Source organism: Paenibacillus sp. FSL H3-0310 (assembly GCF_038002785.1).
GTDB lineage: Bacteria > Bacillota > Bacilli > Paenibacillales > Paenibacillaceae > Paenibacillus_AQ > Paenibacillus_AQ odorifer.
In genome coordinates, this window is the sequence record NZ_JBBODC010000001.1 from 1,847,794 (window position 1) to 1,870,517 (window position 22,724).

The following is a 22,724-nucleotide window of genomic DNA, read 5'->3' on the forward strand; positions in this document are numbered from 1 at the left end:
CAAAGATCTCGCCCCTTTTTTATATGGAGAGCGGACGAATTTAATATGTAGCGGCTTTTAATTGTATTTTGTACAGCTATTTTCGCTCGAAAAACTCGCTCATGAAGATAGTTGTATTTTGTACAGCTATTTTTTAGTTTTTTGCCGCTAAAGCTGATAACTGTGATTTTTAATTGTATAGAATACAGTTAAAGTGAGAAGTTAGCCTTTTACAGACGAAATAAGTGTATAGAGTGCAGTTATCTCATAGGTTACATAAAGTTACAGCGATAAAATATACAGGGAGAGGATAGCGGAAGCAAGCTGCTGTCAGTGAAGAAACCAAGCTGCTATCAGTGAGGAAAGCGAGTTGCTGTCAGTGTGGAATGGATGCTCGATCGTAATTCGGCTGGGAATTGGAAAATTCTGCGTATTTTTCTCCGAGGGTTGCCCAAAGAAGACATTAAAATCGGATAGCTACGATTTATGATTATCTGCTTAAACAAACCGCTACAAACCAAAAACACCAGGCAGAGCTTCTCCATTAATCGGATAATCCATGCCTGGTTGTCTTTTTACTATTTTTATAATAACGAGACTTTATTTGAATCTATCATAATCTGCTTTCGTACGACGCCTCGTCACCGATAAAAGTGGAATAAATTACTTTTTCCAGCCTCCACCGCTATGTGAGGAGGACTCTACATAGTCTACGTTGATTTTGCCAGTGCTTGTTCCTACCTCAGTGTTGAAATTATATTGTCGCAGGTTCCAATCCTCGAAGGTTCCCTGCCAGTCATTATCTACGATGAAGGTGTAACGTGTTGTGGCGGAATTAGTGCCTCGAATATGAGAGCAGACTGCTCGTGATCCGTAGATACCCATTTTATAACCTTTGGAATTTTTAGTACTGCTGTCTAGCACTGATTTTATGCCTTGAAAATAAGGTACTATATTGTTTGTGATTTCGGTAGAGGTCATATCGCGGTCTATCGCAAAATAAATCGGAGTGCTGCTGGTTTGTCCCAAATCACTTGCTAATCCTACAGCCGTTTCAGCATCTTTAACCCCATTGGCTTTCGTAAAATGATCGAGCGATTTGCTGATTTGATAAAGGGATATGATATATAATCCCCCATCTGAAATCCGTGTAATCTCAGCTGAGGTGAGACCATCTTGGTATCCTTCCACGCGATTTAAATATCGGCAAACGAATGTGAATTTATTATTTTTAAGTGTAGTTAATCTTGCTGCTGTTACATTTGTAGCTGTATCACAACCTAAAGCCATTGTAATTGCCTTCTTTCGATTTTTTTGTTTAAGGTTTGGCGCCAACCTCCCTATCAATTTATGAGAAAACTTTCACAGATTCTTGGGGGAACAACGAAATGAGAGAAAAAGAGGCAGATGAGAGGATGAATAGAAGGAGAGACTTTGATCTTAGAATTTACTATTATTGTTAACTTCTAGGAACCTTTGGAATTAAACTGCGTCTATACCCTATGAAGAATTTATGATTTTCTAACATGGAGGTTGATTAAGATATGGATAAAAGATGGTTGCTAGCTCCAATACTTGTTGCATCATTGCTTGCTGCTCCAGTTGCGAATGCGGCATTGCCCGCTTACTTCACTTTCATTATGGATGGAGGCGGGAAAGGTACGAGCGCTGCACTAGTAAAGGATGGGATTACTTATGTTTCAGCCAGTCACTGGGAAGCGGCAGGACTTAAGGTTGTATGGGATAAATCGCATCAAAGAGCGGAGTTTACTGGATGGGGAAAAAAGATAGCCGTTCGTATTGGAAGTAAACAGGGGGTCCTTGATGGTAAATTGGTAAGTGTAGAAGGTGTTCCTTTTGAAATTAATGGTCAACTCTATGTACCTGCCCGTTTTCTTGTAAATTCATTAGGAGGAACAACGGTCAGCTGGGATGCGACGAAGAGGATATATACAGCAACTGGGCTATTGAACTATGCTAGTGCCAGCGCACAATTTGCTGGATCTACTTATACAGTGGATAAAAAAACAGGGGGTTTATATCTAACAGATTCCGCAGGACAAACTCGCTTGCTAACGAACCTTGGTTCGCAGTTATTCGATGCTGTTCAGTTCGATTTTCAGAAGACGCCGAAAGGCCTAATCTATCTGACCGTAACAGATGTTTACGGAGAACCACATATCAATAATAAATGGTATACGATGATTATTAAGGATGGAATGGTCATTCGCCACGCAAGTGTAGGATACCATCTTCGTTATGGTGACAATGTGAAAATAGCTGGCGATCAGCTCCTGCTTACCGATGGGAAAATATTACGATTAATTGAAGATGGAACAGGGAACGTAACGGAGACGATTAATCTGAACACCCTAGGTGGTAATTCGGATAATTATTTAGTGGAGGGAATGGACGAGGATTTTCTGCTGATTCGGTCCAATCAGCAAGGTTTCCTCATGATGATAGATCGTAAAACAGGTGCCAAAACATTGTTGTACAAAGCACTTCTTGACGTAGAGCAGCAAAAATATGCCGAAACAAACGACCTTCCTTTTTTTGGAGACAATCTGAAATTCCTGAAAAGAGAAGGGGATGCCCTGCTTTTTAATAATGAATATGCAAAAGACGGTAAGGTTTATAAGTTAATGCTGGACGGTTCATAATGGGGAGGCTGAGCGTTATCTCCGCAGGTTATCATAGTAAGATTTGATCCCAAGGTTTAAGAACCTTGGTTTTTTTGCTAACTAGAATAATATAAGATCATGCTTAAACGGGTCAATGATTGTCCTGGATTATAATATACATGGGGTTTGTCTGCGTTAAACGTGATAGAATCACCAGATTTTAATAGATATTCATTATCATTGACACGCAAAGACAATTCACCATCAAATACAGTGATTAATTCTTCAGTTCCTTCCATATGTGGATTGGCATCAAGGTATCCACCTTCGTCTAACTCCACTGTATACCCCTCAAATCGTTTGCTTTCATCAAATGGGAAAGAGGGATATACCCGATATTTTCCGTTGTCTTCAAGCAATGGTTGAATTTCATTTCTTAATATTAATCTTGTGTCAGGTTTTGGATAATCTATCAGCGCAGAAAATGAAGTTTTTAATCCATTGGCGATCTTCCAAATGGTTGTAATGGTAGGTGCCGATTCGCCTCTTTCGATTTGACCAATCATTGTTTTGCTTACTCCTGTTAATTCTGCCACCTTTTCCAGGCTTAAATCTTTACTTCTTCTAATCTTTTTTATATTCTCCGCAATGATTTGATTTATCTCTTCCACGGTAATTCTCCTATTCCTATTTACTTTATAACGACCAGGATATACAATAAAACGCACATAAGGACGTTATAGCGTCTGATAAATACATTATAACATACAACGAGGTGGAATTCAGTGATTGTTTCTTTGTTTTTATATGCATTTGTGGCTAGCTTTACTCCGGGACCTAATAACATTATGGCAATGACTTTTGCAAACCAGTTTGGTTTACGAAAAACAATGAGATTTTGTTTAGGAGTGGGCACAGGTTTTTTCGTGATTATATTGTTATGTTGCTATTTTAATATACTTCTGATCAATTTTATCCCTAAGATTGAATCTATTATGGCTGTGATAGGCGGAGTCTACATGTTTTATTTAGCATTTAAAATTATTACAAGTAAACATCAAGAAAGTGATGGAAGTGGCGATAAACACAACAGTTTTATTGCGGGTATGCTTTTACAATTTATTAATCCTAAAGGGATATTATATGGAATCACAGTTACATCTACATTTATTCTTACCTCTCATTCTTCCTATTTTAGCTTATTGAGTTACTCTATAGTCTTAGCATTCATCGGTTTTATGGGCACTTTTAGTTGGTGTTTATGTGGTTCTCTTTTCAAAAAAATGATATCTAAATATAGAAGTCAATTTAATATACTGATGGGATTGTTGTTAGTGTATTGTGGAGTTTCGATAGTGATAGGATGAATGAATGAATGGAGCCCCATGTCAATAACGCCATAACATTGAACCGGCTTGATAACCTGACCCCAATGTCCAAAATAATAAGTTGTCGCCACGTTTGATCAAACCATGTTCAATAGCACAATATAAGGCCAGAAAGGGACTGCTTGTGCCTGTATAGCCATATTCGTCGGCTACATAAATAATTTTATGTTGATCCAGGTTCAGCTTAGCTTGAAGTAATTTAATATTAGCCAATGTAAATTGTGAAAAACAAAAAACTTGTATATCCTCGAATGTTAGGTGATGTTTGTTTAATAATTCAACAATAGATGCTTCCGCAAATCGTACACTGTCTATTCCGCTGAATCTCCCCCAGTGTAAGTAGCGGTGTTCAGCCCCATCACGCAAAGACTTAGCCAATCCTTGAGCGGGGTACACAATTTCTTCTGTAAAACGGCTGTCCGAAAGATACCTTACGTCAATTAATCCACTCTCTGAATGATCTTTTTCTAAAATGAGGGCTACGGCGGCATCGCCAAAAATTGAATATGTTATTGGATGTGAAGGATCAGCCCATAAATTTAAAAAATCCGAACCGATAACCAACGCTCTATCTCTATCAGGATCATCGTATAAAGTACGAGCAGCCTGTTCAACCGCAATAAACATTCCTATACAATTACCATTCAAGTCATAGCAAAGCGTATCATCTTTACCTTTGATAGCTTTGTGAATAAGCAATGAATTCGTAGGTGATAAATATTCCGGAGTTGAGCTGGAAAAAAGAATCAGGTCTATATCTGCAGATTTCAATGATGCAGCATCAATTGCCTGTTGAGCGGCATTAATCGCCATCGTCAACGAGTTCTCCTTCGTTCCTTCAATAACATGGCGGTTTTTTCTGCCTGTCTTTTTAAGAATCCGCTTAATATCTATACCTTGCTTTTGAAAATGGTCAATAAAATATTGGTTGTTAATCACTCTTTCAGGACAATAAATGGAGACTTGTTTTATCGAGATACCTTCTAACATAGCATGATCACTCCTTGTAATAATTTTGCAATCACATTACATTAAGTAATCTAAAAGTATCTATTTACCTAACAAAGCCTGCTTATTTCTATAAGCTTGTTTGTCCAAATCTTATTTGATGTTATACTTTATGATCTTAACAAAGCATAACATTAATTAGTAAAAAATTCTATAAATTACTATAAATGTAACTATATCGACGCATCTAAAATATCCACTAAGATTAAGTCCACAGCAACCATGTTGCGAGTGGACTTTTATATTTTTGAATTAGAGATGAATAAATCAGGGGTACTTTACAAAAACTTTATTCGATTAAGTCACTACTTTGCCAAATCAGGAGGGGTTCTAATTAAACCATTTATCGTAATAGTAGCGCTATTACTCGTTACTGCTTGTTCGGGTAATAACTCGGCCAACAACCAAATGACAACTCAACAAACGAAGGTTGACAATCATGCTCGTAAAACTGCCTCAAGTTCAACTTTAACGCAAGCATCTTCCATTTCCACGGAGAATGCAGGGAATACAACAATTAAGACTAAACAAGTTCCTGGCGATGTAGCGAAATGGCTGGATGGGTTCATCCGTACCAATCCACCTACAGGAAGCACAACAGATCAAACAACGTATCCGCAGCAGTCGGCGAAACCACAATATTCTGCAAATCCGCAACATTCTGCAAATCCGCAACATTCTGCTGTCCCACAGAAGTCTGCAAATCCACAACCATCCACCAATACATCCCAATCGGTACAGCAAGTATTGGATCTGGTGAATAAAGAAAGAACGAATGCAGGCTTGAAGCCTCTTAGCTTAAATAGCGAACTTTCGAAAATGGCTTTGGCTAAAGCGCAGGATATGTATGACAATAACTATTTTGACCATCAGTCTCCTACGTATGGATCTCCGTTTGATATGATGAAAGCATTCGGGATCTCATACAATTCAGCAGGGGAAAATATCGCCAAAGGTCAGTCGAGCGCAGAAGAAGTAATGAACCAATGGATGAACAGTCCTGGTCATCGTGCCAACATCCTGAATAGCAGCTTCACAGAAATTGGAATAGGTTACTATAACAGCGAGTGGGTTCAAGAATTTATTGGTTAGAGCGAGTAACGTAATAAACTTAACAGGGGTGTCCTAATAAGCTAAAAGTGGCTGTTGGGCATCCCTACTTTGCTTCGTTTGATCCTATAACAATTGCACAGACCAAGCCCATCGGACACAGCTGACCTTAAACGCGTCATTGGTTCATATTTTGCATCCTAGCGGACTGTATAGCAGCTATTCCCACAAAAAAACACTCAATATGAGTCTTTTTATATGAGATAGCGTCAGTGGAGACCGAAACTCTGCTCCACAGGCCAAAAAATTGGGAATAACGTCCTCTGGGTCCGGAAATCTCAGAATCTTCAATCGCGATGGCAAGCAATTATGTAGAGCAATACTTTTGCTGGCGAGCTGGATCCAAGAAAAGAAGAAGCTGAAGTCTGCGAAATGAGATAGGGGATATTGAATCCGTTTAGAACGGGTTATTTTTTGTGTTGATTTATATGATAACGAATAAAAGTGACCAATAGAATCAGAAGAAACGGCAGGATGTAAGCTAGGTTAGTGAGCAAGGGCCATGTAGTATTCACGATTTTCTCAAGCTCAGACTCCTGTGTGTAAGTCGTTACAGATAACAGCAGGCAGACAAAAGCAAGTGGGAAAACAATTAAACGTTCATCATTCAATCTCAGAAGCTCCTTTAGTACTTTAATAAGAATAAGCAGCAGGATAGAAGCCTTGAAATAGAAGCCGATAATGAGTGAAAAACCAATCACGGATTCGATTCTTTCAATGGTTTCCTGAAAATAAATGAGTCTCGCCAACTGATATAATGAATATTTCAAGCTGCCGGACAGTGGTCCCAATACCATAATACTGCTAATGACAGAAGCAATTAACGTCAGGGCATTGATGATGAGTGCAAGATACATCTGTTTTCCCAGTTTAGAATTGTCTTCTTTACGCACGAACGGTAAAATCATCGAAAAAACGATAAGCTCGGAATAGGGAAAGCCATAGACTACATATGCAGCACTTAGGATAGGCCTAAATCCATCAGGCATGATGGGCAGTAGGTACTCGGGATGATACAACCCTGCTACGAGTATCCAGACTAAGATGATAAATCCGAACATTAGTGACATTAGGACGGCTGCCATGCGGGCAATCACTTCAATTCCAGCTAGAGCTGTCATCGCAATCGTTATAAAAAACATGGTGTTTACTGCGTAAGTGGGCGTTTCTTTTAACATCGTGCTTTTGAAAAAGGTTCCGATCTCAATTACAATTCCAGCGACATTCCAAAACAGTACACAAGTGAAAGGAATCAGGAGGACGAGGGTCAGTCCGTTTCCAAGTACGGAGCGGCTTTGTTCCACAAGCGAAAGATCTGGCGCTCGTCGGTTCAAATATAGAATACCGGAAAGCAGAGCCATTCCTATGGCCGAGGCGATTAAGAGGGATATCCAGGCTCCGTTGCCGGCAAAGTTAGTTAGTGACGCAGGGACGATAACGATTGAGGAACCGGTCATAAAGAAGAGAAACAGCATGGACATTTGGATCGAACTAACACGTTCTTGCTTATTCATACGTTCCTCCTCATTCTTTAAGCTTATGAAATGGCAGGGTTGATCCAATGGACGATGTGCTCAGCTGGAGCCGTGAATAAATTGAAGATGGAATCTAAATTGGGCCATGGCTTAGCTGCAATAAAGATAAATCCGAGATAAAGTACGGGTAGTAATAATACTCCATAAACTACTCGATCGCGGATGGAGGCTTGCTTAAACCTTGGGATGTCATGGGCTAGCATAGCGGAAGCTAATAAGAGAACGCAGATTATTTTTCCCACCATAGCTACTTCTCCTTTGTTCCAAATATTGTGCCTGAGTTCATTCCAGTGCTTAACACTTTGACATCAACGTTGATATCGAACTGAGTCTGGGCGAATGTATCCTTCCATTGAGGCTCTAGTTGTTTCCACAGCTGCGGATTTTTCCGGTAAATCTGATTGCCAATTCCGAGTGCGTCGATCTTTTTTGTTTTCAAAAACTTGGTTGCGTGCTCAACCTGTTGTTCAACCTGAGTTATGATACGCTGCTCAAAAAGCTTCATGTCCTTATTGTTTTTTAAATGTGAGCAACGTAATTCTCCGATCATTCCTTCAATAGCAATTTTTACACCGACGGACACAGAACCATTTTTTACGATTGGAGTAAGCGTACTGTTGAAGGTAAGCACTTCAAGCGTTTCTTTTTTCCGCAGCGGTACTTCGGTCTCATCCGGGCAAGGAAATTCTAGTACTCCATAGATATATCTATCCGTCAGCATCATGAATGCTTCTGTATCCTTCTCCTTTAGAATGTCAATCATTTTACCGTTATGAATTACAGCCAGCCCAGATATCAATGGTTTATGATCCAAACTGGTCTTATGCAGGTAAGGGATGATGGAAGTATTGGAGGGGCTACACATTTGTATAGCCAGCTCATAGAGAGGAATCTTGGAAGTTTTTGCGGCATATAGAGCACCGCTCGTCTCCATTCTCTTATACTGTTGACCAATGGTCTGCTCGATAAACGGGTTGATATCTAAAAATGGTGCCGCAGATTGCTCAGCGATGAGAGGAAGAACGGTACCACGCGGTTCTTGATCCCTGGAGAAAAAATCAAGTACCTCCCGGATGTTCGTGGTTCTGGCTAGTTGCTCCCCGATTAATATGACACGCATATGATCCCATTTGGCTTTTCGACCAAATTTTGCCGGGATCTCCCTTATTGCTTCAAAAAAGGTTTCTCCACTCGTAACGATATTAATTCCCTTGGACGCTGGATCCCCTGCTTGTCCCATTTCTATTTTGGTGGAAGGATTATAGAAATGTGTCGTGATTACAATCCGATTGTCTTCGCTTTGGTCAATGGCGACCGCCTGCACATACCCATACTCGTCCAATTCTTTATTATCCCAGCATCCGCTAGTTAGAGTGAGTACAAGAAGGGAAATTAGTATGGTAGTAAGCCGCTTCACTATATCTACTTCCTTCCCGAAGTCTTTTTATATAGGTGTCGATTCCGTGGTGAATGAAGCAGCAGTCTTCTCGGAAGTAGAAAAATAGAATCACGTACTCTTTTAAGATCTAACGGAGCTAACGAGTCTAAATACGGTTCTCCTAAAGAGCGCAAGGTAGCCAGATGGAGATAAATTAGAATAAAACCGACCATGATGCCAAGTCCTCCGAATGTTGCCGCGAGAATCATTAAGGGAAACCGTAAAATCCGCAGCGCAATTGCCATATTGTATTGTGGTAGCGCAAATGAGGCAATGCCCGTCAAAGCGACGACAATGACCATGACCGGAGAGGCAATCTGCGATTGAATAGCAGCTTGTCCAATGACCAAAGCCCCAACGATACTGACGGCCGATCCAATCGGTCTGGGTAAGCGTATGCCCGCCTCTCTCAATAGCTCAAAGAAAAACTCCATGATCAAAGCTTCAACCATAGCCGGAAAGGGGATTCCTTCGCGTGTGTTTAGAATAGCAAGCAGCAGAACCGTGGGAATTAGTTCGGAATGGAAGTTGGATAAGGCAATATAGGTACTGGGTAACAGCAGGGCGATGATGAAGGCAGCGACCCTAATCAGTCTTATCAATGATGAAAAAATAGTCCGGTAGTAATAATCTTCGCTATTCGTAAAAAACTCCATGAAATTCCCGGGACAGATCAGAATGGAAGGACTTCCGTTAACCATAGCAATAATCTTCCCGTCTAGCAGAGCTGTTATAGCTGTATCCGGTCGTTCTGTATAGCGGACTTGTGGAAATGGTGAGTAGAGCGAATCACCGATCCACTCTTCGAGATAGGAGACGTCAAGAATTTCTTCCTGATCAATACTTGCTATCCGTTGTTTGAATTGATTTAATGTTTCTGCTTTGACTACTCCATCCAGATAACCATAGGACAACGTTCTTTGAACCTGCTTACCAGAGGTAAAGAACTCGAACTTAAGATTAGTAGATTTCAGCAAACTACGAATAACACCTACATTACGCTCCAAGCTTTCTATAAAGCTGACGTGGGGACCTTGAACAGTAGGCTCTGAAATGGGCTCAGAGGTTTGGCGCTGTTCTACATCGAAGGCATAATAGGCAACGGCTTTTTGCCAACCTGTAAAGAAAAGGACAACTTTCCCATCAAGAATCCCCTTAATGGCTTGACCGATATTGTCCATTAATTCAAGCAGCGGTGATGAAACACCATTTTTTTCAAAATAGGAGATGACATCTTCAACGGTCACGTCCAAGGTGGGACCCAGCTCATGCGGAACTAAATTCTGCAAGACATCTTTAAAATAATTTGTAGGGTCAGACTTAGTAAGTGTATTGAAATAGACGGATGAGGCTTCATACTTAAGATCCGGGCCATAATGCCATGGAATAACCTTTAGGTCCGAACAATTCGCAAAACAATTATTAATAATCTGTAAGTTGTCTTCGAGAGACGCAGAGATAGCATGGGAAAAAAGATCCTTCATTGAAAGCTCATTTTCGGCTTCCAATTGAGGGTGCACCTTAGGATTAGACGGAGGTGTCTTGGCGTTAAAAAATTTCCGCATGCAATTCTCCTTAAATAAATGAGATGTTAAGTGATTTTTATCTTCTCCCTTATTTAGGAATTTATTCGGAAGATAGAGATAGATCAAATTTTTCGTAAAAAGAACAATTGGAACTGGCTCAGGGAAGAGATGCGATGTTATAATGAACATAATTTTTTCCAGGAGGTGCTCCTTGTGACCCATTCCATTCGTTTATGGTAATCAGTGGTGCAAGACAAGTGGACTCATTCATTTTTTTGAGATATGGAAATGAGTTTATTTGTGATGTGCCTGTTTCAGTGTGCCTATGCTCATGGAATGAGTTTATTTAAGTTTTTAATCAAAGGAGATGACCTTATGCAAATACAATGGAAAAAAGCCTTCGCCCTTATTTTTAGCGGACAGATTTTCTCGATTCTCACGAGTTCGATGGTTCAATTCGCGGTGATCTGGCACTTGACGGAATCGACAGGGTCAGCGGCAGTTTTGATGATTGCTGGGTTGGCAGCGTTTTTGCCGCAAGCGGTCTTGGGTCCTTTTGTAGGGGTCTGGCTGGACCGTTGGAATCGTAAAATAACGATGATTATTGCTGATAGCGCAATTGCGCTCTTCAGTCTGATATTAGGTATTTATTTCATGTGGGGGGAACCGGGACTTGGCTTTGTGTATGTCATTCTGAGCTTGCGTTCGGCGGCATCAGCCTTTCATGCTCCGGCTTTTCAGGCGGCTGTACCGTTGATTGCACCTGAAGAAGAATTGACAAGAGTCGCGGGCTGGCAGCAGATGGTGTTCTCTTTCTCGAATGTAATGGGTCCTGCACTTGGGATAGCGGTTTACTCGGCAACTTCGCTCGGGGCAGTATTACTACTCGATGTGGCCGGGGCTTTGATTGCGAATCTGATGCTGTTCATGGTGAAGATCCATCAGCCTAAAGTGCAGGCTACAGTTGCGCCGTCTTTCGTTCAAGAATTCCGTTTGGGTTGGAACGCACTCATTCAAGCGAAACCCATTGTGTTGATTACGGGGGCTACTGCGGTGTTTAGTATCGCATTTATGCCGTTAGCGACACTGTTTCCTTATATGACATTGTCTCATTTTGGCCGCGGAGGATACAGTGCCAGCCTGGTGGAAGCGGTGTTCAGCATCGGGATGATTTTAGGTGGTCTGCTATTGTCGATGTTCTCATCTAAATGGAGCGACATTAGCTATATGAGCGTAGGTCTGCTAGTCATCGGTCTTACCTGTGTGATCAGTGGTTTGATTGGTCCGAATGCATTTGTGATCTTTGCCATTCTCTCGTTCTTGATGGGCAGTGCGGCACCCTTCTTCAACGGTCCCTTCATGGCGATGATCCAACGTTCTTTTGAACCCGAGATGCTTGGGCGTGTCATTTCACTCGTGACCAGCATTATGATGTTGTCTTCGCCAATTGGGCTGCTGTTGGCAGGACCTGTGGTGGATCGATACGGTGTGCAGCTATGGTTCCTCGGTTCAGGAATTGTGGTGATGCTGACCGCTCTGTTTATTTTCATCCAGTTTCGGCGGCTGGCGTCCGCTCTTCCGATGAATTGACTAGGGTAGAAACTTCCCTGTAAAAAAGAGTTTATAGGCCGGTCCGAGAGGATCGGCTTTTTGGCGGTTCTTCATATTTTTTCAAATTATAATATGATAGAATTACGTTCACTTGGAGGGATACATAATATGAATCTTCACATTGCAATCTGTGACGATCAGAGGCAAGATGCCTCGCGATTGGAAGAATTACTCATGAAGCAGATAACTAGCCTGCAAGGGATGACTGCCTCTATTGAGATTTTTGAATCAGGCCAAACCCTGCTTCAGGCAATGACGACTACCGCATACGATATAGTTTATCTGGATATGGAGATGCCCGAGTATAACGGTATAGAAGTCGCAGAGAAGATCCGGCTCAAAGATGCCAGGGTATTAATTATCTATGTCACCAGCCATACAAGTTATATGAGAAGAAGCTTTGCGGTTCATCCCTTTCGCTATTTACTGAAACCCATTGATGAACATGAACTGCAGACCGCCACAGTCAAAGCCATTCAGCAATGCATGCAAAGAAACAACGTGCTGTCATTCTCAATCCATCATATGAGCTATAATTTAAGGGTAGATGATATTATGTATATCACGGTAGAACGAGGCAAAAAATTGGTCCTTTGTACTGAACAAGGGACTTACTCGTATTATGGCAAACTGAGAGAGTTGGAAGGACAGCTGGGATCACATGATTTTTGTCGCGTACATACGGGATTCCTGGTAAATTGGCTGTATGTTCGTTCTTTAAGCAAAGAACTTATTCAGCTGAAGAACGGGGTGGAGCTTCCCGTCAGCCGCAGTAGAAGCTCTGATTCTTTACGGTCATACCATGCCTTTATAGAAAAGAGGCTCTTAAGATAAATGTCTTTCATCCGGGAGATTAGTCCTTACTTTTTTGGTGTATTTATGCTCGTCCTTATATATGTCCCGCAAGGGGTCACATTTTATATTTTTCTCAAGAAATTCCTGATCCTGAGCAGGAGCAAACAGTCATTTATAGGTTGTCTTATTATCTTTTATATAATTAAATCGCTTACCGCTGCTAGCTTACCTCTAGTTGATTCGGTCATCCTTCACCTGCTTGTGTATAGTCTGATTACTATTTTTTATTTCCGCGGCAGTGTGCTACAAAAGCTGTTCTTTAGCAGTTTCTATACAGTGTTTACGGTGGTTATTGAGATGCTGGTATGGTCTGGGATTCAGCATATCCCACTCAATGCCGAGGGAATAGATACAGTTAATTTCTGGTGGTTATCTTTTGCTTTCCTATTTGTTGTTTTGCTAAGCATCATGTTATGTCTGCTATTGCTGCGATTGTTCAAAGTGGATACCACAACGTTACTGTCGAATCAGGATTGGGCTGTGCTGAATCTTGTTTCGGCGGGTTCTTTGCTTATTATTATTGTGAATCTGAGACATTCCAGTGATAAACCTTTTGATATTCCGTTTGATTTTGTATTCATCCTGCTTGGGATTCTTGTAATTAATGTGGCTGTAATGTTTATATATCAAAAGTTAATGAAACGGATGCAAATAGAATTGCATAATCATGTGCTTCAGCAGCAAGTGAAGGATTACACGAGTAAACTGAAAGATAATCAGGAAGCACAGCGTTTGCGGCATGATCTGAACCATGTGTTGATCCTTATTCATTCTCTGCTGGATGAAGGAGCTGTACAAGAAGCCAAGCGATATATTGCGGAGCTTGCTTCGACACAGGAGGCAGGAGAAAAGTATATTTCTTCTGGAAATATAGCTATTGATGCCATCTATAATGAGAAGTTCGCCAAAGCCGAGCTACATCAAGTTACAATGCAATCTCATTTTTGCATCCCGCAGGACCTGTTACTTGCAGGCAAAGAGGTTGAAATTGCAATTATTTTAGGCAATGCATTAGAGAATGCAATCGAAGGGGTTCAGAGATTGCCAGAGTCAGAGCAGAATGTTATTGGGCTGGAAGTGATTTATTGCGACGGGTTATTGGTGATTTCTTTAAAGAATCCTGCATCTCTGCTTACAGAGGACGGGCAGGGCTCTTTTTTGTCCAGCAAGCGGAACTTTGGGCGTAGAGGGTTCGGAATCGAAAGCATTGAGTATGCGGTTCAACAGCTTCAAGGAAGCGTCAGTTTCAGATATGAGAATGGGCAGTTCATGATGTTGGCGGTATTACCACTGCCTGAGTAGCAATCCGCAACCAACTACTCCACCTAACCTGCAAGTTACGGTCTCTTTCCGCTGGTAAGCAGCGGTCCATGATATATTGAGGCTGTTCTTATTAAAGGGAGGGTATTCCGTTGACATTGTCATTGCTCATCAGTGCAGTCCTTCAGCTCATCTTATTCAGCATCATTCCCTATACATACTGGTTTTTTACAAGCAGAACAACTTCATCCTTTGCCATGTGGATTGGCTGGAAGAAACCCCACTTGCTTTCTAGGAAGCAGTTCATACTATGGTTTATACTTACCATGACTATATTCACCAGCCTGGGAATGCTTACAGCAATCTATATGCTGGATAAGAATACTTTGGCCAGCTCACAGTTTTATGGTACAGGTCTTAAAGGTTTGATTCCGGCATTGATTTATTCTTGGTTACAGACTAGCTTGTCCGAAGAGATTCTGTTCCGCGGCTTCATTGGTAAACGGTTAAGTTCGAAATTCGGATTCGGAATTGGAAACTGTGCTCAAGCTTTATTATTTGGTGTCGTACATGCTGTGCTGTTATACAGCAGTTCCGGATTATTGAATTCTGCTGTTGTAATGATTCTTACAGGTTTTGTGGGTTGGAGCATCGGAATGTTGGATGAGAAATTATCCGGCGGTTCGATCATTCCAGGTTGGGTTCTGCACGGGCTGACTAATCTGATTTCCACCATTTTTATGATGTATCAATGGATGTAGCAATCAAAGTTTTTAGAGAGTACATTTTAAAAATATGGTAAACTAAAAAAGTCTTAAATTATAAGATTAAAGTTTATATACCATTTTTATTGGGAGGTAGATATTATGAAAAACAATGTCAGCTTGCAAAATGATATGGGGATAACGTTTAACTGATCAAGCGTTGACGTTTCCCCACCATTCGAAAGGGGAAAATCATTTGAATCAGGTATTATTAATCATCGATGCACAACAAGAATTAATGGATGGAAACGAAAAGGAAAGTGCAGTATTCAATAAAGAGCAGCTTATCCGGAATATTAATAAAGTGATTGAACAAGCAAAAGAAGCCGATGTCGAAGTTGTGTTCGTTAGGGATCTAGATGTCGCTGAAGGAACAGGTACAGGCTTTCAAGTTCACAATGAAATCAACAGGTCTGCAAATGCCAAAATCTTTGATAAGCTGGCAACGAATTCTTTTCACGGAACTGAGCTGCTACAATATCTGAAAGATCAGCAGATTGAGCATGTGGTGATTATGGGATGTAAAACTCAACACTGCATCGATACTGCGGTTCGGACGGCTACGGTTAGCGGCATGGATGTTACATTGGTCGGAGATGGTCATTCTACAACGGACAATGATGTTTTAAGTGCAGAACAAATCATCAAGCATCACAATAAAACATTACATGGGCACTACAATGTCGAACATTTTTCTATGGTCAGAAGTTCCGAAGAAGATTTGTTTCGCCCAACGCATGACTCTTATAGATAATAATTCAGTGGCGGCACTTAAATGTGCCGCTTTTTGCTGTTTCGCAGGACCTCTGATTTTCCTCACCTATACTGATAGACATATTCGCCTAAACCATTTCCATCCCATCTTTATGGGATTGTTCTTGCAAGGGATCTACTTATAATTGTTAGTAATTCTTAAACAATATGAGTAGGGACGGGATCAACATGATGGCAGCAAAAGATATAGAGTTTAAAAGCACACACGGGCAGCGGCTGGGAATGATGGCGGCTATTTGTATGGGGGCGTTTATTTCCCATTTTACAGCTGGAATTGTGAATGTGTCGCTTCCTTTTATTGTGAATTATTTTCAGACAGAGCTTGGGAAGGGATTATGGATCACAACAGGTTATCTGCTAGTGATTACGGCTCTTCTTCCTGTTATGGGGAAACTAGGCGACCGTTATGGTTTTCGCCGGATTCACAATCTTGGATTTATTATTTTTACTGTTGGTTCTGTCCTAGTCGCTTTTTCACCTAATCTGCCAATATTGCTAACGCTCAGAGTTGTACAAGGAGTAGGAGCTGCAATGTTTCAAGCAACTAATATTGCACTCATTACCATTCATATGCCGAAAGAGCAAAGAGGTCGTGCACTCGGAATTTTAAGTACAGCTGTCGCGCTGGGCGGGATGACGGGACCTATAGCGGGAGGTTTGATTGCAGAGTGGCTGAGCTGGAAATGGTTGTTTTTAATCCATGTTCCTGTGGCGATTGTGGCTACAATTATGGCATATCGGTACATACCGAACCGTGTGCAAGAGCGCAAGCCGGGTGCTATCAGCTTCGTGGGGGCCAGCTTGTTTATGGCATTCATCACCTTGGTCCTTCTCGTAATAACAAATGGGAGCAAATGGGGCTGGGTGTCCGTGCGGACAATGACAAATTTGGTGGGGGTTTCCTTGTTGTTGATTACTTTTCTATTCTGGGAGCGGAAGCAAAAGAATCCTTTTCTACCCTTACAAGCATTGAAAATTCCAACTGTAGCGGGAGGCTTGATCGTTAGCTGTGCCTCTTTTATTTTATCTAATACATTGCTTGTCCTCATTCCATTTTATTTGATGGGGACTTCGGCTCCGTTCTCGTCATCTACGACAGGATATATTATGGCGGCTTATCCCATTGCCTTGGCGTTTGCAGGTCCTCTCGCAGGCTACTGCTCCGACCGTTATGGCTCTCATCGTTTGATGCTTATGGGACTGAGCTGCATGGGAAGCGGGTTTATCTTGTTACTGGTGTATTTAGATCATATACCGATTTATGGAATCGCGGCGATTCTATCTCTTATTGGCCTTGGTATGGGGCTCATTGCCTCTCCTAATAATAGCTTCATTATGCAGCAGACACCTCGGGAACACGTGGGTTCGATTGGCGGATTAATTGCTTTAACAAGAAATGCGGGTATGGTCTTTGGCTCAGCACTTGGACTTGGTGTGATGAGTGGAGAGACAGGACAAGGGAGTCAGTTGCAGGCGTTCAAATTGGTTTTTGAGATTAATATTTTCATTTGTTTAAGCGTTATTGTATTAATGGTTGTTATAAATAGAAGGACATTTAAATCTGCTTGATCTAAAAAAATGTGTGTGTAATCACAACTCAAGCTTTGGTGTTCTGTTACGTTGGAAGTAACGAATGATTATCTAGATATGGAGGATAACGATATGTTTTGTTACCAATGTGAACAGACACCGAATGGCGGATGCACCGTTGTAGGGGTATGTGGCAAAAATGAAACCATTGCGAGTTTGCAGGATACGATGATTTTTGCATTAAAAGGAATTGCAGCGTATGCGACACATGCCCGGCAGCTAGGATATAGCGATCCCGAGGTGGATCGTATCACCCACGAAGCTTTGTATATGACGTTGACCAATTCCAACTTTAATACACAGGAACATTTGGAGATGGCGATGAAGGTCGGGGATGCGGCGGTTCGCATCATGGATGTACTGGATCGTGCGCATACGGACCGCTTTGGCATTCCGCAACCGATCACAGTCAGTCAGAACAAAATTGAAGGTCAATGTATTGTTGTAACAGGACATAATTTATATGCGCTGGAGGAATTACTGCGGCAGACAGAGGGGAAAGGCATCAACATTTATACCCACTCAGAAATGCTGCCTGCGCATGGATATCCTGCACTCAAAAAGTATAAGCATCTGAAAGGCAACATCGGCAAAGCATGGTATGATCAGCGTAGATTGTTCGAGAAGTTTCCCGGTGCAATTCTTGCTACCACAAACTGTGTAATGCCGATTAAAGGCACGTATGCAGACCGCTTTTTCTCATATGAAGTAGCGGGGCTGGAAGGTGTAGAGAAAATAACGGGCGACGATTTCTCCCCATTAATTAATCGTGCGTTGTCCCTACCTGCGGCTGATGTAGAGTCAGATCTGGTACTTACGACCGGATATCATCATGAAACTGTAATCGGGTTAGCACCAGAGATCATTCAAGCTGTCAAAGACGGGCATATCCGCCGGTTTTTCGTCATTGCTGGCTGTGATGCGCCAGGTACTGGCGGGAATTACTACCGTGAGTTGGCGACTTCCTTACCGAACGATACTGTCATTTTAACGACTTCTTGCGGAAAGTTCCGTTTCAATGACGTAGATTATGGCACCGTTGGAGACACTGGTATTCCGCGTTACATTGACCTTGGGCAATGTAATAATTCCGGTTCTACAGTGAAGATTGCTATGGCTCTGGCTGAGGCATTTGAGTGTACGGTGAACGAGCTGCCTGTCAGCATCGTGCTGTCTTGGTTTGAGCAAAAAGCAGTAGCCATTCTGCTAGGCTTGTTCAGTCTCGGCATTCAGGACATTCGCATCGGACCAAAGCCACCCGAGTTCATTTCACCAGGTGTACTGGATGTTCTGGTAGAGCTTTTTGGATTGAAGCTAATTACTACTGCTGAAGAAGATATGAACGCGATGTTGGCGTTGTCGTAGAGTAAAAATCAAAGGTTGCCGCCCATAAGGGATTGGCAGCCTTTTTTTGATAGGGGATTTAGGTGATACATCATTGTTGAAGCATAGCGATCCGTAATGGATGGTCATGCTTCTTAACTTGCCATTACAAGATGAGCTTATCGCGTGCTCGCCACATAATTATAGAGGGTATCTCTCAACTCGAACTCGTACGTCAAACCATTAACAATCCCCACAACATGATCGTTATCATACAGGTCAAGCATGAATCCAGCCATTTCCTTCGCGGTATGATATTTCGGCACAGTCCCATGATATTCGAATTCGGGGACATCGAAAGAAAGCTTCGCGAATTCTGTTTCTGTTGCGGCAGGTGCTAGCACTTTAGCCTGCATAAGTGCACCTTGACTCTTCAACTCATGAGAGAGTCCTTCAGTAAAGGCACTCACATAGAACTTAGTCGCACAGTACGTAATGGCATTTCCCACAATCGTATAGCCGCCACCGGATGAAACGTTGATTAATTGTGTTCCTTCAACATTGGAATAATCACGAACGAATAGAGAGGAAAGGATCGTCAACGATTCAATGTTCAGATGCAGCATTGCAGAAATTTTATCTAAATCTTGCTTGGCCACTGAAGCGAAATTTCCAAACCCCGCATTGTTGATCCAAGTTTCGATTTCGAACCCTTGTAGATCCTCATAAAGCTTATAAGCATTACTAGAAACGGATAAGTCAGTTACTCGAATAACGACATCTATATCGGGGGAGTTATGATTGATTTCAGATTTTAGCTCCTCCAGTTGCTCCCTTCTGCGGGCTGTAACAATTAAGTTTTTACCGCGAGCCGCAAAGGCTAGAGCGGTTTCATAACCTATACCTGAACTGGCGCCTGTAATTACAGTATATTTCATGTGAATTCCTCCGTTTTTACAAGAATATTTAGTGTTTCAACAACGATGTAATCATAAATCTTAGAGTTTACTCTAAGTCAAATATTTTTTATAATTATGGGGAATCTTAAAATCAACATAGATTCGGGGGCTTGTATGTATACGATCAGCGATGTAGCCAAATTACTAGGGATTACCGCATATACACTGAGATATTATGAAAAGGAAAAGATTATTGCTCCGATACGGAATGCGAATGGAGAAAGAATATATGATGACTCCAATCTTGCTTGGCTGCGATTTGTGATGAGGTTGAAACAAACCCAAATGCCGATCTCACAAATTAGAGAATATGCGCAGTTATATTTAGAAGGAGAGCATACGGCCCAAGCCCGCTTGAACCTTCTTGAGAATCATAGTAACTCTATACAGAGCCAAATCAGAAACTTAACAGCCACAGAGAAGATGTTGAAAGACAAAATTGCAGCCTACAAAAATTCCCTTGCAAAAGAGACAGGCATTTACTAAGCAGGCGACATAAAAGTATGCCAATGATTACGATAATTGTGAGATCAAAAAAAGGGCCCTCACGATTCATTGATAGACGCTAGTTCCGCACGTATGTTTGCGGATCAGCGTCTTTTGCTTTTGGGCTAGACTCCGGCAAAATAGCCGTATGCTTCGCTATTCGCATCCTCGTCTCATTCGGCAACACCTTATTGACAGCGCTAGACGTATTCGTTATTGTGTTTAGAAACATGATTCAATTGAGAATGATTATCTCTTGAGAATTTAAAGGGAGTTTGCGAATCAGTTATGGATGTTCTGAAACTTATACAAATATGGAACCAGGTGATTATGAGTGTGCTGGACGTACGGCTAAAGCAGGCCGGAATCGACAACGATTTGAATCAATACCGTTTGCCGGCAAGCGCATTTTTATTCGCTTTTCAAGGACAAGGCGAGTTGTGGGTTGACGATGAGGTATGGCTGTGCGATCGTTTCCATGTACTGCACGCCGGCAAAGGCTCTCTGGTGACGGTTCGGAGCCGAGAAGCGCTGAATGTATATATCGTACTCTACAAAGCGTTTCTCCCCGCTTCGGCCTCGCGCGAATTTCATATGATGATGGAGGAATCCGACCCGTTTCTGGAAAGCTGGGGGTTCCCGCCTGGCGAACCGCTGGCCATGCTTGAGCTGCTTCAAACGATACGCGACGGTTGGCTTAAATCTGACGACGGATTGACCCGGCTGTCGGCCAAGGGAGACTTTATCCGCTTCGTTCACGCTGTCCTGAGGGAGCGTCTGTTCGGAGCCGGCGAGCCATCTTTATCGGAGCAAGTTATTCGACATTTGTCCAGGAATTATCGCCAGCCGATCTCGTTTGAGGAGCTTGCTCGGCAATTGAATTACAGCCAACAATATATATCGCGAAAATTTAAAGAACAGACAGGGCTCAGTCCGCTGGACTACGTCATTCGTTTCCGAATGGAAGATGCGAAGGCTCTGCTGGCCGGTACGATAGCAACACAACAGGAAATAGCATCACATGTCGGTTATCCGGACCTCATTTATTTCAGCCGCATGTTCAAAAAGCATGCCGGCATGACGCCAGGTCAATATCGTAAACGATACGGCCAGTTCGTTTCAGATTATGCAAGGAATATGTCACAATCGTCCGTTGTTCTAAGCGGGTCATTAAGCTATCCTTTTTATGTGAGTGATATTGATTATCAATTTCAACAGGATGGGGCGAATAAAATGACTAGAGCAACCCGAAGTTTTTATGCAGTGATGCTGTTATGTTTGACCGTGATGTTAACAGCTTGTGGTGGGTCGGTGAACAACGGAGGCGCAACGAACAGCCAGGTTACCGTCAGCGCTTCTCCAACCATGATTACTCAAGAGTCAGAGGTTTTGGCATCTTCTGAGATCAAGGTAGTCAAGACCGCTTTCGGCGATGTCGAAGTTCCTGCACACCCTCAGCGCGTAGCGGCAATTTCTTATCTCGGCACCGTACTTGCTCTGGAAGTCCAGCCGATCGCAGCCGAATCGTTCTTGATGTCGAGTCCTTATCTCGAGGGAATGCTGGACGTCGTGACGGATGTAGGCGACTCGTTAGAGAAGCTGCTGGAACTCAATCCGGATTTAATCATAACGCATAATCCACAGCCTGAGGTAGTCGAGAAATATCAGATGATCGCACCTACGGTATCGGTTCCTTACAATCAGTTTGTATCCATTCAGGAAGAAATGCTGTATTTTGGCGAGTTGCTGGATAGACGTGAGGAAGCGGAGAAATGGAACGAACAATTCGAGAAGGAAATTGTAGACATTCGGGAGAAAGTCCAACAAGCCGTTCCCGAAGGAGAGACGCTTTCGATTATGCAAGAGTACGATGGAAACGTGAGCCTTTTTGGTCCGAAATCGGGACGAGGCGGCCGGCTGATGTATGAAATAATGGGGCTGAAGCCGCCGACGACGGTTCCAGAATTTATGCTGAAGGAATCCTACTATGAATTTTCGCTGGAGAAACTTTCGGAGTACATGGGTGATTATTTGATTCTGACGACGGAAGCCAGCTTGGAATCGCTGCAGGCTGATCCAATCTGGGGGTCGCTAGAGCCGATTCGCAACAATCGGGTATTTTTATGGACGGAGAACCAATCCTGGTACCGCGACCCAATCGCCGTGAAAAGACAAATCAACGATTTGACCGACTGGATCATCGAGGCAGCGAGTCGGTAACTGCCTAGAGTAAGGATTGATCGAACGGTAATATAAAATCAGAACTTGCCGTTACAGCCAGCGCGCTGAACCTTACCATAAGTGACGACGAAAAAATTTTGTTTTGGAAAGATGAAGAGTGTTGTGGGGGTGCGGAATAGCTCGACTGAGGGTGTCCTAAACGTCATAAAATGGCAGAGGGATACCCTCCTTTTTTTAAGAGCGGAGTGGGGAAGGGACTAGAGATTGTGTTGAACGGTCAAGGTTATAACTCTTTCTGTGCAAAGGTTATTTC

The 22,724-nt window shown here is 42.2% G+C and carries 20 protein-coding genes; 12 read left to right on the plus strand and 8 right to left on the minus strand.

The window, feature by feature from the left end; genetic code table 11:
• Nucleotides 1-642: 642 nt before the first annotated feature.
• Nucleotides 643-1,269 (minus strand): glycoside hydrolase domain-containing protein, encoded by a 627-nt coding sequence (locus MHH63_RS08285; RefSeq protein WP_076190697.1) that lies wholly within the window; start codon nt 1,267-1,269, stop codon nt 643-645.
• A 254-nt stretch (nt 1,270-1,523) separates the two neighbouring features.
• Between MHH63_RS08285 and MHH63_RS08290 the strand changes: the two genes are divergently transcribed.
• Nucleotides 1,524-2,642 (plus strand): copper amine oxidase N-terminal domain-containing protein, encoded by a 1,119-nt coding sequence (locus MHH63_RS08290; protein ID WP_175617282.1) that lies wholly within the window; start codon nt 1,524-1,526, stop codon nt 2,640-2,642.
• A gap of 77 nt (nt 2,643-2,719) precedes the next feature.
• Here the strand turns inward: MHH63_RS08290 and MHH63_RS08295 are convergent, their stop codons facing one another.
• Nucleotides 2,720-3,274, minus strand: coding sequence for a helix-turn-helix domain-containing protein (locus MHH63_RS08295; RefSeq protein WP_339187641.1), 555 nt, complete (start codon nt 3,272-3,274; stop codon nt 2,720-2,722).
• 114 nt (nt 3,275-3,388) lie between these two features.
• Here MHH63_RS08295 and MHH63_RS08300 point away from each other — a divergent pair, with 114 nt between their 5' ends.
• Nucleotides 3,389-3,970 (plus strand): LysE family transporter, encoded by a 582-nt coding sequence (locus MHH63_RS08300; RefSeq protein ID WP_076304549.1) that lies wholly within the window; start codon nt 3,389-3,391, stop codon nt 3,968-3,970.
• A gap of 21 nt (nt 3,971-3,991) precedes the next feature.
• Here MHH63_RS08300 and MHH63_RS08305 read toward each other — a convergent pair whose 3' ends face one another.
• Nucleotides 3,992-4,981 (minus strand): ketoacyl-ACP synthase III, encoded by a 990-nt coding sequence (locus MHH63_RS08305; RefSeq protein WP_076127253.1) that lies wholly within the window; start codon nt 4,979-4,981, stop codon nt 3,992-3,994.
• 426 nt (nt 4,982-5,407) lie between these two features.
• Between MHH63_RS08305 and MHH63_RS08310 the strand changes: the two genes are divergently transcribed.
• Nucleotides 5,408-6,091 (plus strand): CAP domain-containing protein, encoded by a 684-nt coding sequence (locus tag MHH63_RS08310; protein ID WP_341171389.1) that lies wholly within the window; start codon nt 5,408-5,410, stop codon nt 6,089-6,091.
• Nucleotides 6,092-6,516: 425 nt separating this feature from the next.
• Here MHH63_RS08310 and MHH63_RS08315 read toward each other — a convergent pair whose 3' ends face one another.
• Genes MHH63_RS08315 through MHH63_RS08330 form a run of 4 tightly spaced genes read right to left on the minus strand, consistent with a single transcriptional unit; the run spans nt 6,517 to nt 10,647 of the window.
• Nucleotides 6,517-7,623: a GerAB/ArcD/ProY family transporter gene (locus MHH63_RS08315; protein WP_076190710.1), complete on the minus strand. Its 1,107-nt coding sequence runs from the start codon at nt 7,621-7,623 to the stop codon at nt 6,517-6,519.
• A gap of 23 nt (nt 7,624-7,646) precedes the next feature.
• A complete protein-coding gene (locus MHH63_RS08320) occupies nt 7,647-7,889 on the minus strand; it encodes a hypothetical protein (protein WP_248548575.1) in 243 nt (80 codons plus the stop codon).
• A gap of 2 nt (nt 7,890-7,891) precedes the next feature.
• Nucleotides 7,892-9,061: a Ger(x)C family spore germination protein gene (locus MHH63_RS08325; protein WP_175617281.1), complete on the minus strand. Its 1,170-nt coding sequence runs from the start codon at nt 9,059-9,061 to the stop codon at nt 7,892-7,894.
• 5 nt (nt 9,062-9,066) lie between these two features.
• Nucleotides 9,067-10,647 carry a spore germination protein gene (locus MHH63_RS08330; RefSeq protein ID WP_341171390.1) on the minus strand — a complete coding sequence of 527 codons (1,581 nt, stop codon included), beginning with the start codon at nt 10,645-10,647 and terminating at the stop codon, nt 9,067-9,069.
• Nucleotides 10,648-10,983: 336 nt separating this feature from the next.
• On the opposite strand from MHH63_RS08330, the gene MHH63_RS08335 reads away from it, so the two are divergent.
• The 7 genes from MHH63_RS08335 to hcp all read left to right on the plus strand — a co-directional run bounded on the left by MHH63_RS08335 (nt 10,984) and on the right by hcp (nt 18,827).
• Nucleotides 10,984-12,198, plus strand: coding sequence for an MFS transporter (locus MHH63_RS08335; protein ID WP_076127246.1), 1,215 nt, complete (start codon nt 10,984-10,986; stop codon nt 12,196-12,198).
• Nucleotides 12,199-12,327: 129 nt separating this feature from the next.
• Nucleotides 12,328-13,053 carry a LytR/AlgR family response regulator transcription factor gene (locus MHH63_RS08340; protein ID WP_076190714.1) on the plus strand — a complete coding sequence of 242 codons (726 nt, stop codon included), beginning with the start codon at nt 12,328-12,330 and terminating at the stop codon, nt 13,051-13,053.
• Nucleotides 13,054-14,376, plus strand: coding sequence for a sensor histidine kinase (locus tag MHH63_RS08345; protein ID WP_076190717.1), 1,323 nt, complete (start codon nt 13,054-13,056; stop codon nt 14,374-14,376).
• 110 nt (nt 14,377-14,486) lie between these two features.
• Nucleotides 14,487-15,095, plus strand: coding sequence for a CPBP family intramembrane glutamic endopeptidase (locus MHH63_RS08350; RefSeq protein ID WP_076306918.1), 609 nt, complete (start codon nt 14,487-14,489; stop codon nt 15,093-15,095).
• Between the two features lie 199 nt (nt 15,096-15,294).
• Entirely contained in the window at nt 15,295-15,852 is a 558-nt protein-coding gene (locus MHH63_RS08355; protein ID WP_076127240.1) for a cysteine hydrolase family protein, read from the plus strand.
• Nucleotides 15,853-16,019: 167 nt separating this feature from the next.
• A complete protein-coding gene (locus MHH63_RS08360; protein WP_341171391.1) occupies nt 16,020-17,441 on the plus strand; it encodes an MFS transporter in 1,422 nt (473 codons plus the stop codon).
• A gap of 93 nt (nt 17,442-17,534) precedes the next feature.
• A complete protein-coding gene (gene hcp / locus MHH63_RS08365; RefSeq protein ID WP_076127238.1) occupies nt 17,535-18,827 on the plus strand; it encodes a hydroxylamine reductase in 1,293 nt (430 codons plus the stop codon).
• Between the two features lie 137 nt (nt 18,828-18,964).
• Here the strand turns inward: hcp and MHH63_RS08370 are convergent, their stop codons facing one another.
• Nucleotides 18,965-19,723 carry an SDR family NAD(P)-dependent oxidoreductase gene (locus MHH63_RS08370; protein ID WP_341171392.1) on the minus strand — a complete coding sequence of 253 codons (759 nt, stop codon included), beginning with the start codon at nt 19,721-19,723 and terminating at the stop codon, nt 18,965-18,967.
• A 135-nt stretch (nt 19,724-19,858) separates the two neighbouring features.
• Here MHH63_RS08370 and MHH63_RS08375 point away from each other — a divergent pair, with 135 nt between their 5' ends.
• Together MHH63_RS08375 and MHH63_RS08380 are read left to right on the plus strand one after the other, a co-directional pair.
• Entirely contained in the window at nt 19,859-20,230 is a 372-nt protein-coding gene (locus MHH63_RS08375; protein ID WP_076127234.1) for a MerR family transcriptional regulator, read from the plus strand.
• Between the two features lie 288 nt (nt 20,231-20,518).
• The gene (locus tag MHH63_RS08380) at nt 20,519-22,450 is read left to right on the plus strand and encodes an AraC family transcriptional regulator (RefSeq protein ID WP_341171393.1); all 1,932 of its coding nucleotides are present in this window, start codon (nt 20,519-20,521) and stop codon (nt 22,448-22,450) included.
• Nucleotides 22,451-22,724 lie beyond the last annotated feature (274 nt).

Excerpts from the sequence above, each read along its gene's own strand:
- MHH63_RS08340 (WP_076190714.1), top strand. The coding sequence starts at position 12,328 with ATGAATCTTCACATTGCAATCTGTGACGATCAGAGGCAAGATGCCTCG.
- MHH63_RS08320 (WP_248548575.1), bottom strand. The coding sequence starts at position 7,889 with ATGGTGGGAAAAATAATCTGCGTTCTCTTATTAGCTTCCGCTATGCTA.
- MHH63_RS08290 (WP_175617282.1), top strand. The coding sequence starts at position 1,524 with ATGGATAAAAGATGGTTGCTAGCTCCAATACTTGTTGCATCATTGCTT.
- MHH63_RS08380 (WP_341171393.1), top strand. The coding sequence starts at position 20,519 with ATGGATGTTCTGAAACTTATACAAATATGGAACCAGGTGATTATGAGT.
- MHH63_RS08335 (WP_076127246.1), top strand. The coding sequence starts at position 10,984 with ATGCAAATACAATGGAAAAAAGCCTTCGCCCTTATTTTTAGCGGACAG.
- MHH63_RS08360 (WP_341171391.1), top strand. The coding sequence starts at position 16,020 with ATGAGTAGGGACGGGATCAACATGATGGCAGCAAAAGATATAGAGTTT.
- MHH63_RS08305 (WP_076127253.1), bottom strand. The coding sequence starts at position 4,981 with ATGTTAGAAGGTATCTCGATAAAACAAGTCTCCATTTATTGTCCTGAA.
- MHH63_RS08315 (WP_076190710.1), bottom strand. The coding sequence starts at position 7,623 with ATGAATAAGCAAGAACGTGTTAGTTCGATCCAAATGTCCATGCTGTTT.
- MHH63_RS08310 (WP_341171389.1), top strand. The coding sequence starts at position 5,408 with ATGACAACTCAACAAACGAAGGTTGACAATCATGCTCGTAAAACTGCC.
- MHH63_RS08345 (WP_076190717.1), top strand. The coding sequence starts at position 13,054 with ATGTCTTTCATCCGGGAGATTAGTCCTTACTTTTTTGGTGTATTTATG.
- MHH63_RS08285 (WP_076190697.1), bottom strand. The coding sequence starts at position 1,269 with ATGGCTTTAGGTTGTGATACAGCTACAAATGTAACAGCAGCAAGATTA.
- MHH63_RS08375 (WP_076127234.1), top strand. The coding sequence starts at position 19,859 with ATGTATACGATCAGCGATGTAGCCAAATTACTAGGGATTACCGCATAT.
- MHH63_RS08330 (WP_341171390.1), bottom strand. The coding sequence starts at position 10,647 with ATGCGGAAATTTTTTAACGCCAAGACACCTCCGTCTAATCCTAAGGTG.
- hcp (WP_076127238.1), top strand. The coding sequence starts at position 17,535 with ATGTTTTGTTACCAATGTGAACAGACACCGAATGGCGGATGCACCGTT.
- MHH63_RS08370 (WP_341171392.1), bottom strand. The coding sequence starts at position 19,723 with ATGAAATATACTGTAATTACAGGCGCCAGTTCAGGTATAGGTTATGAA.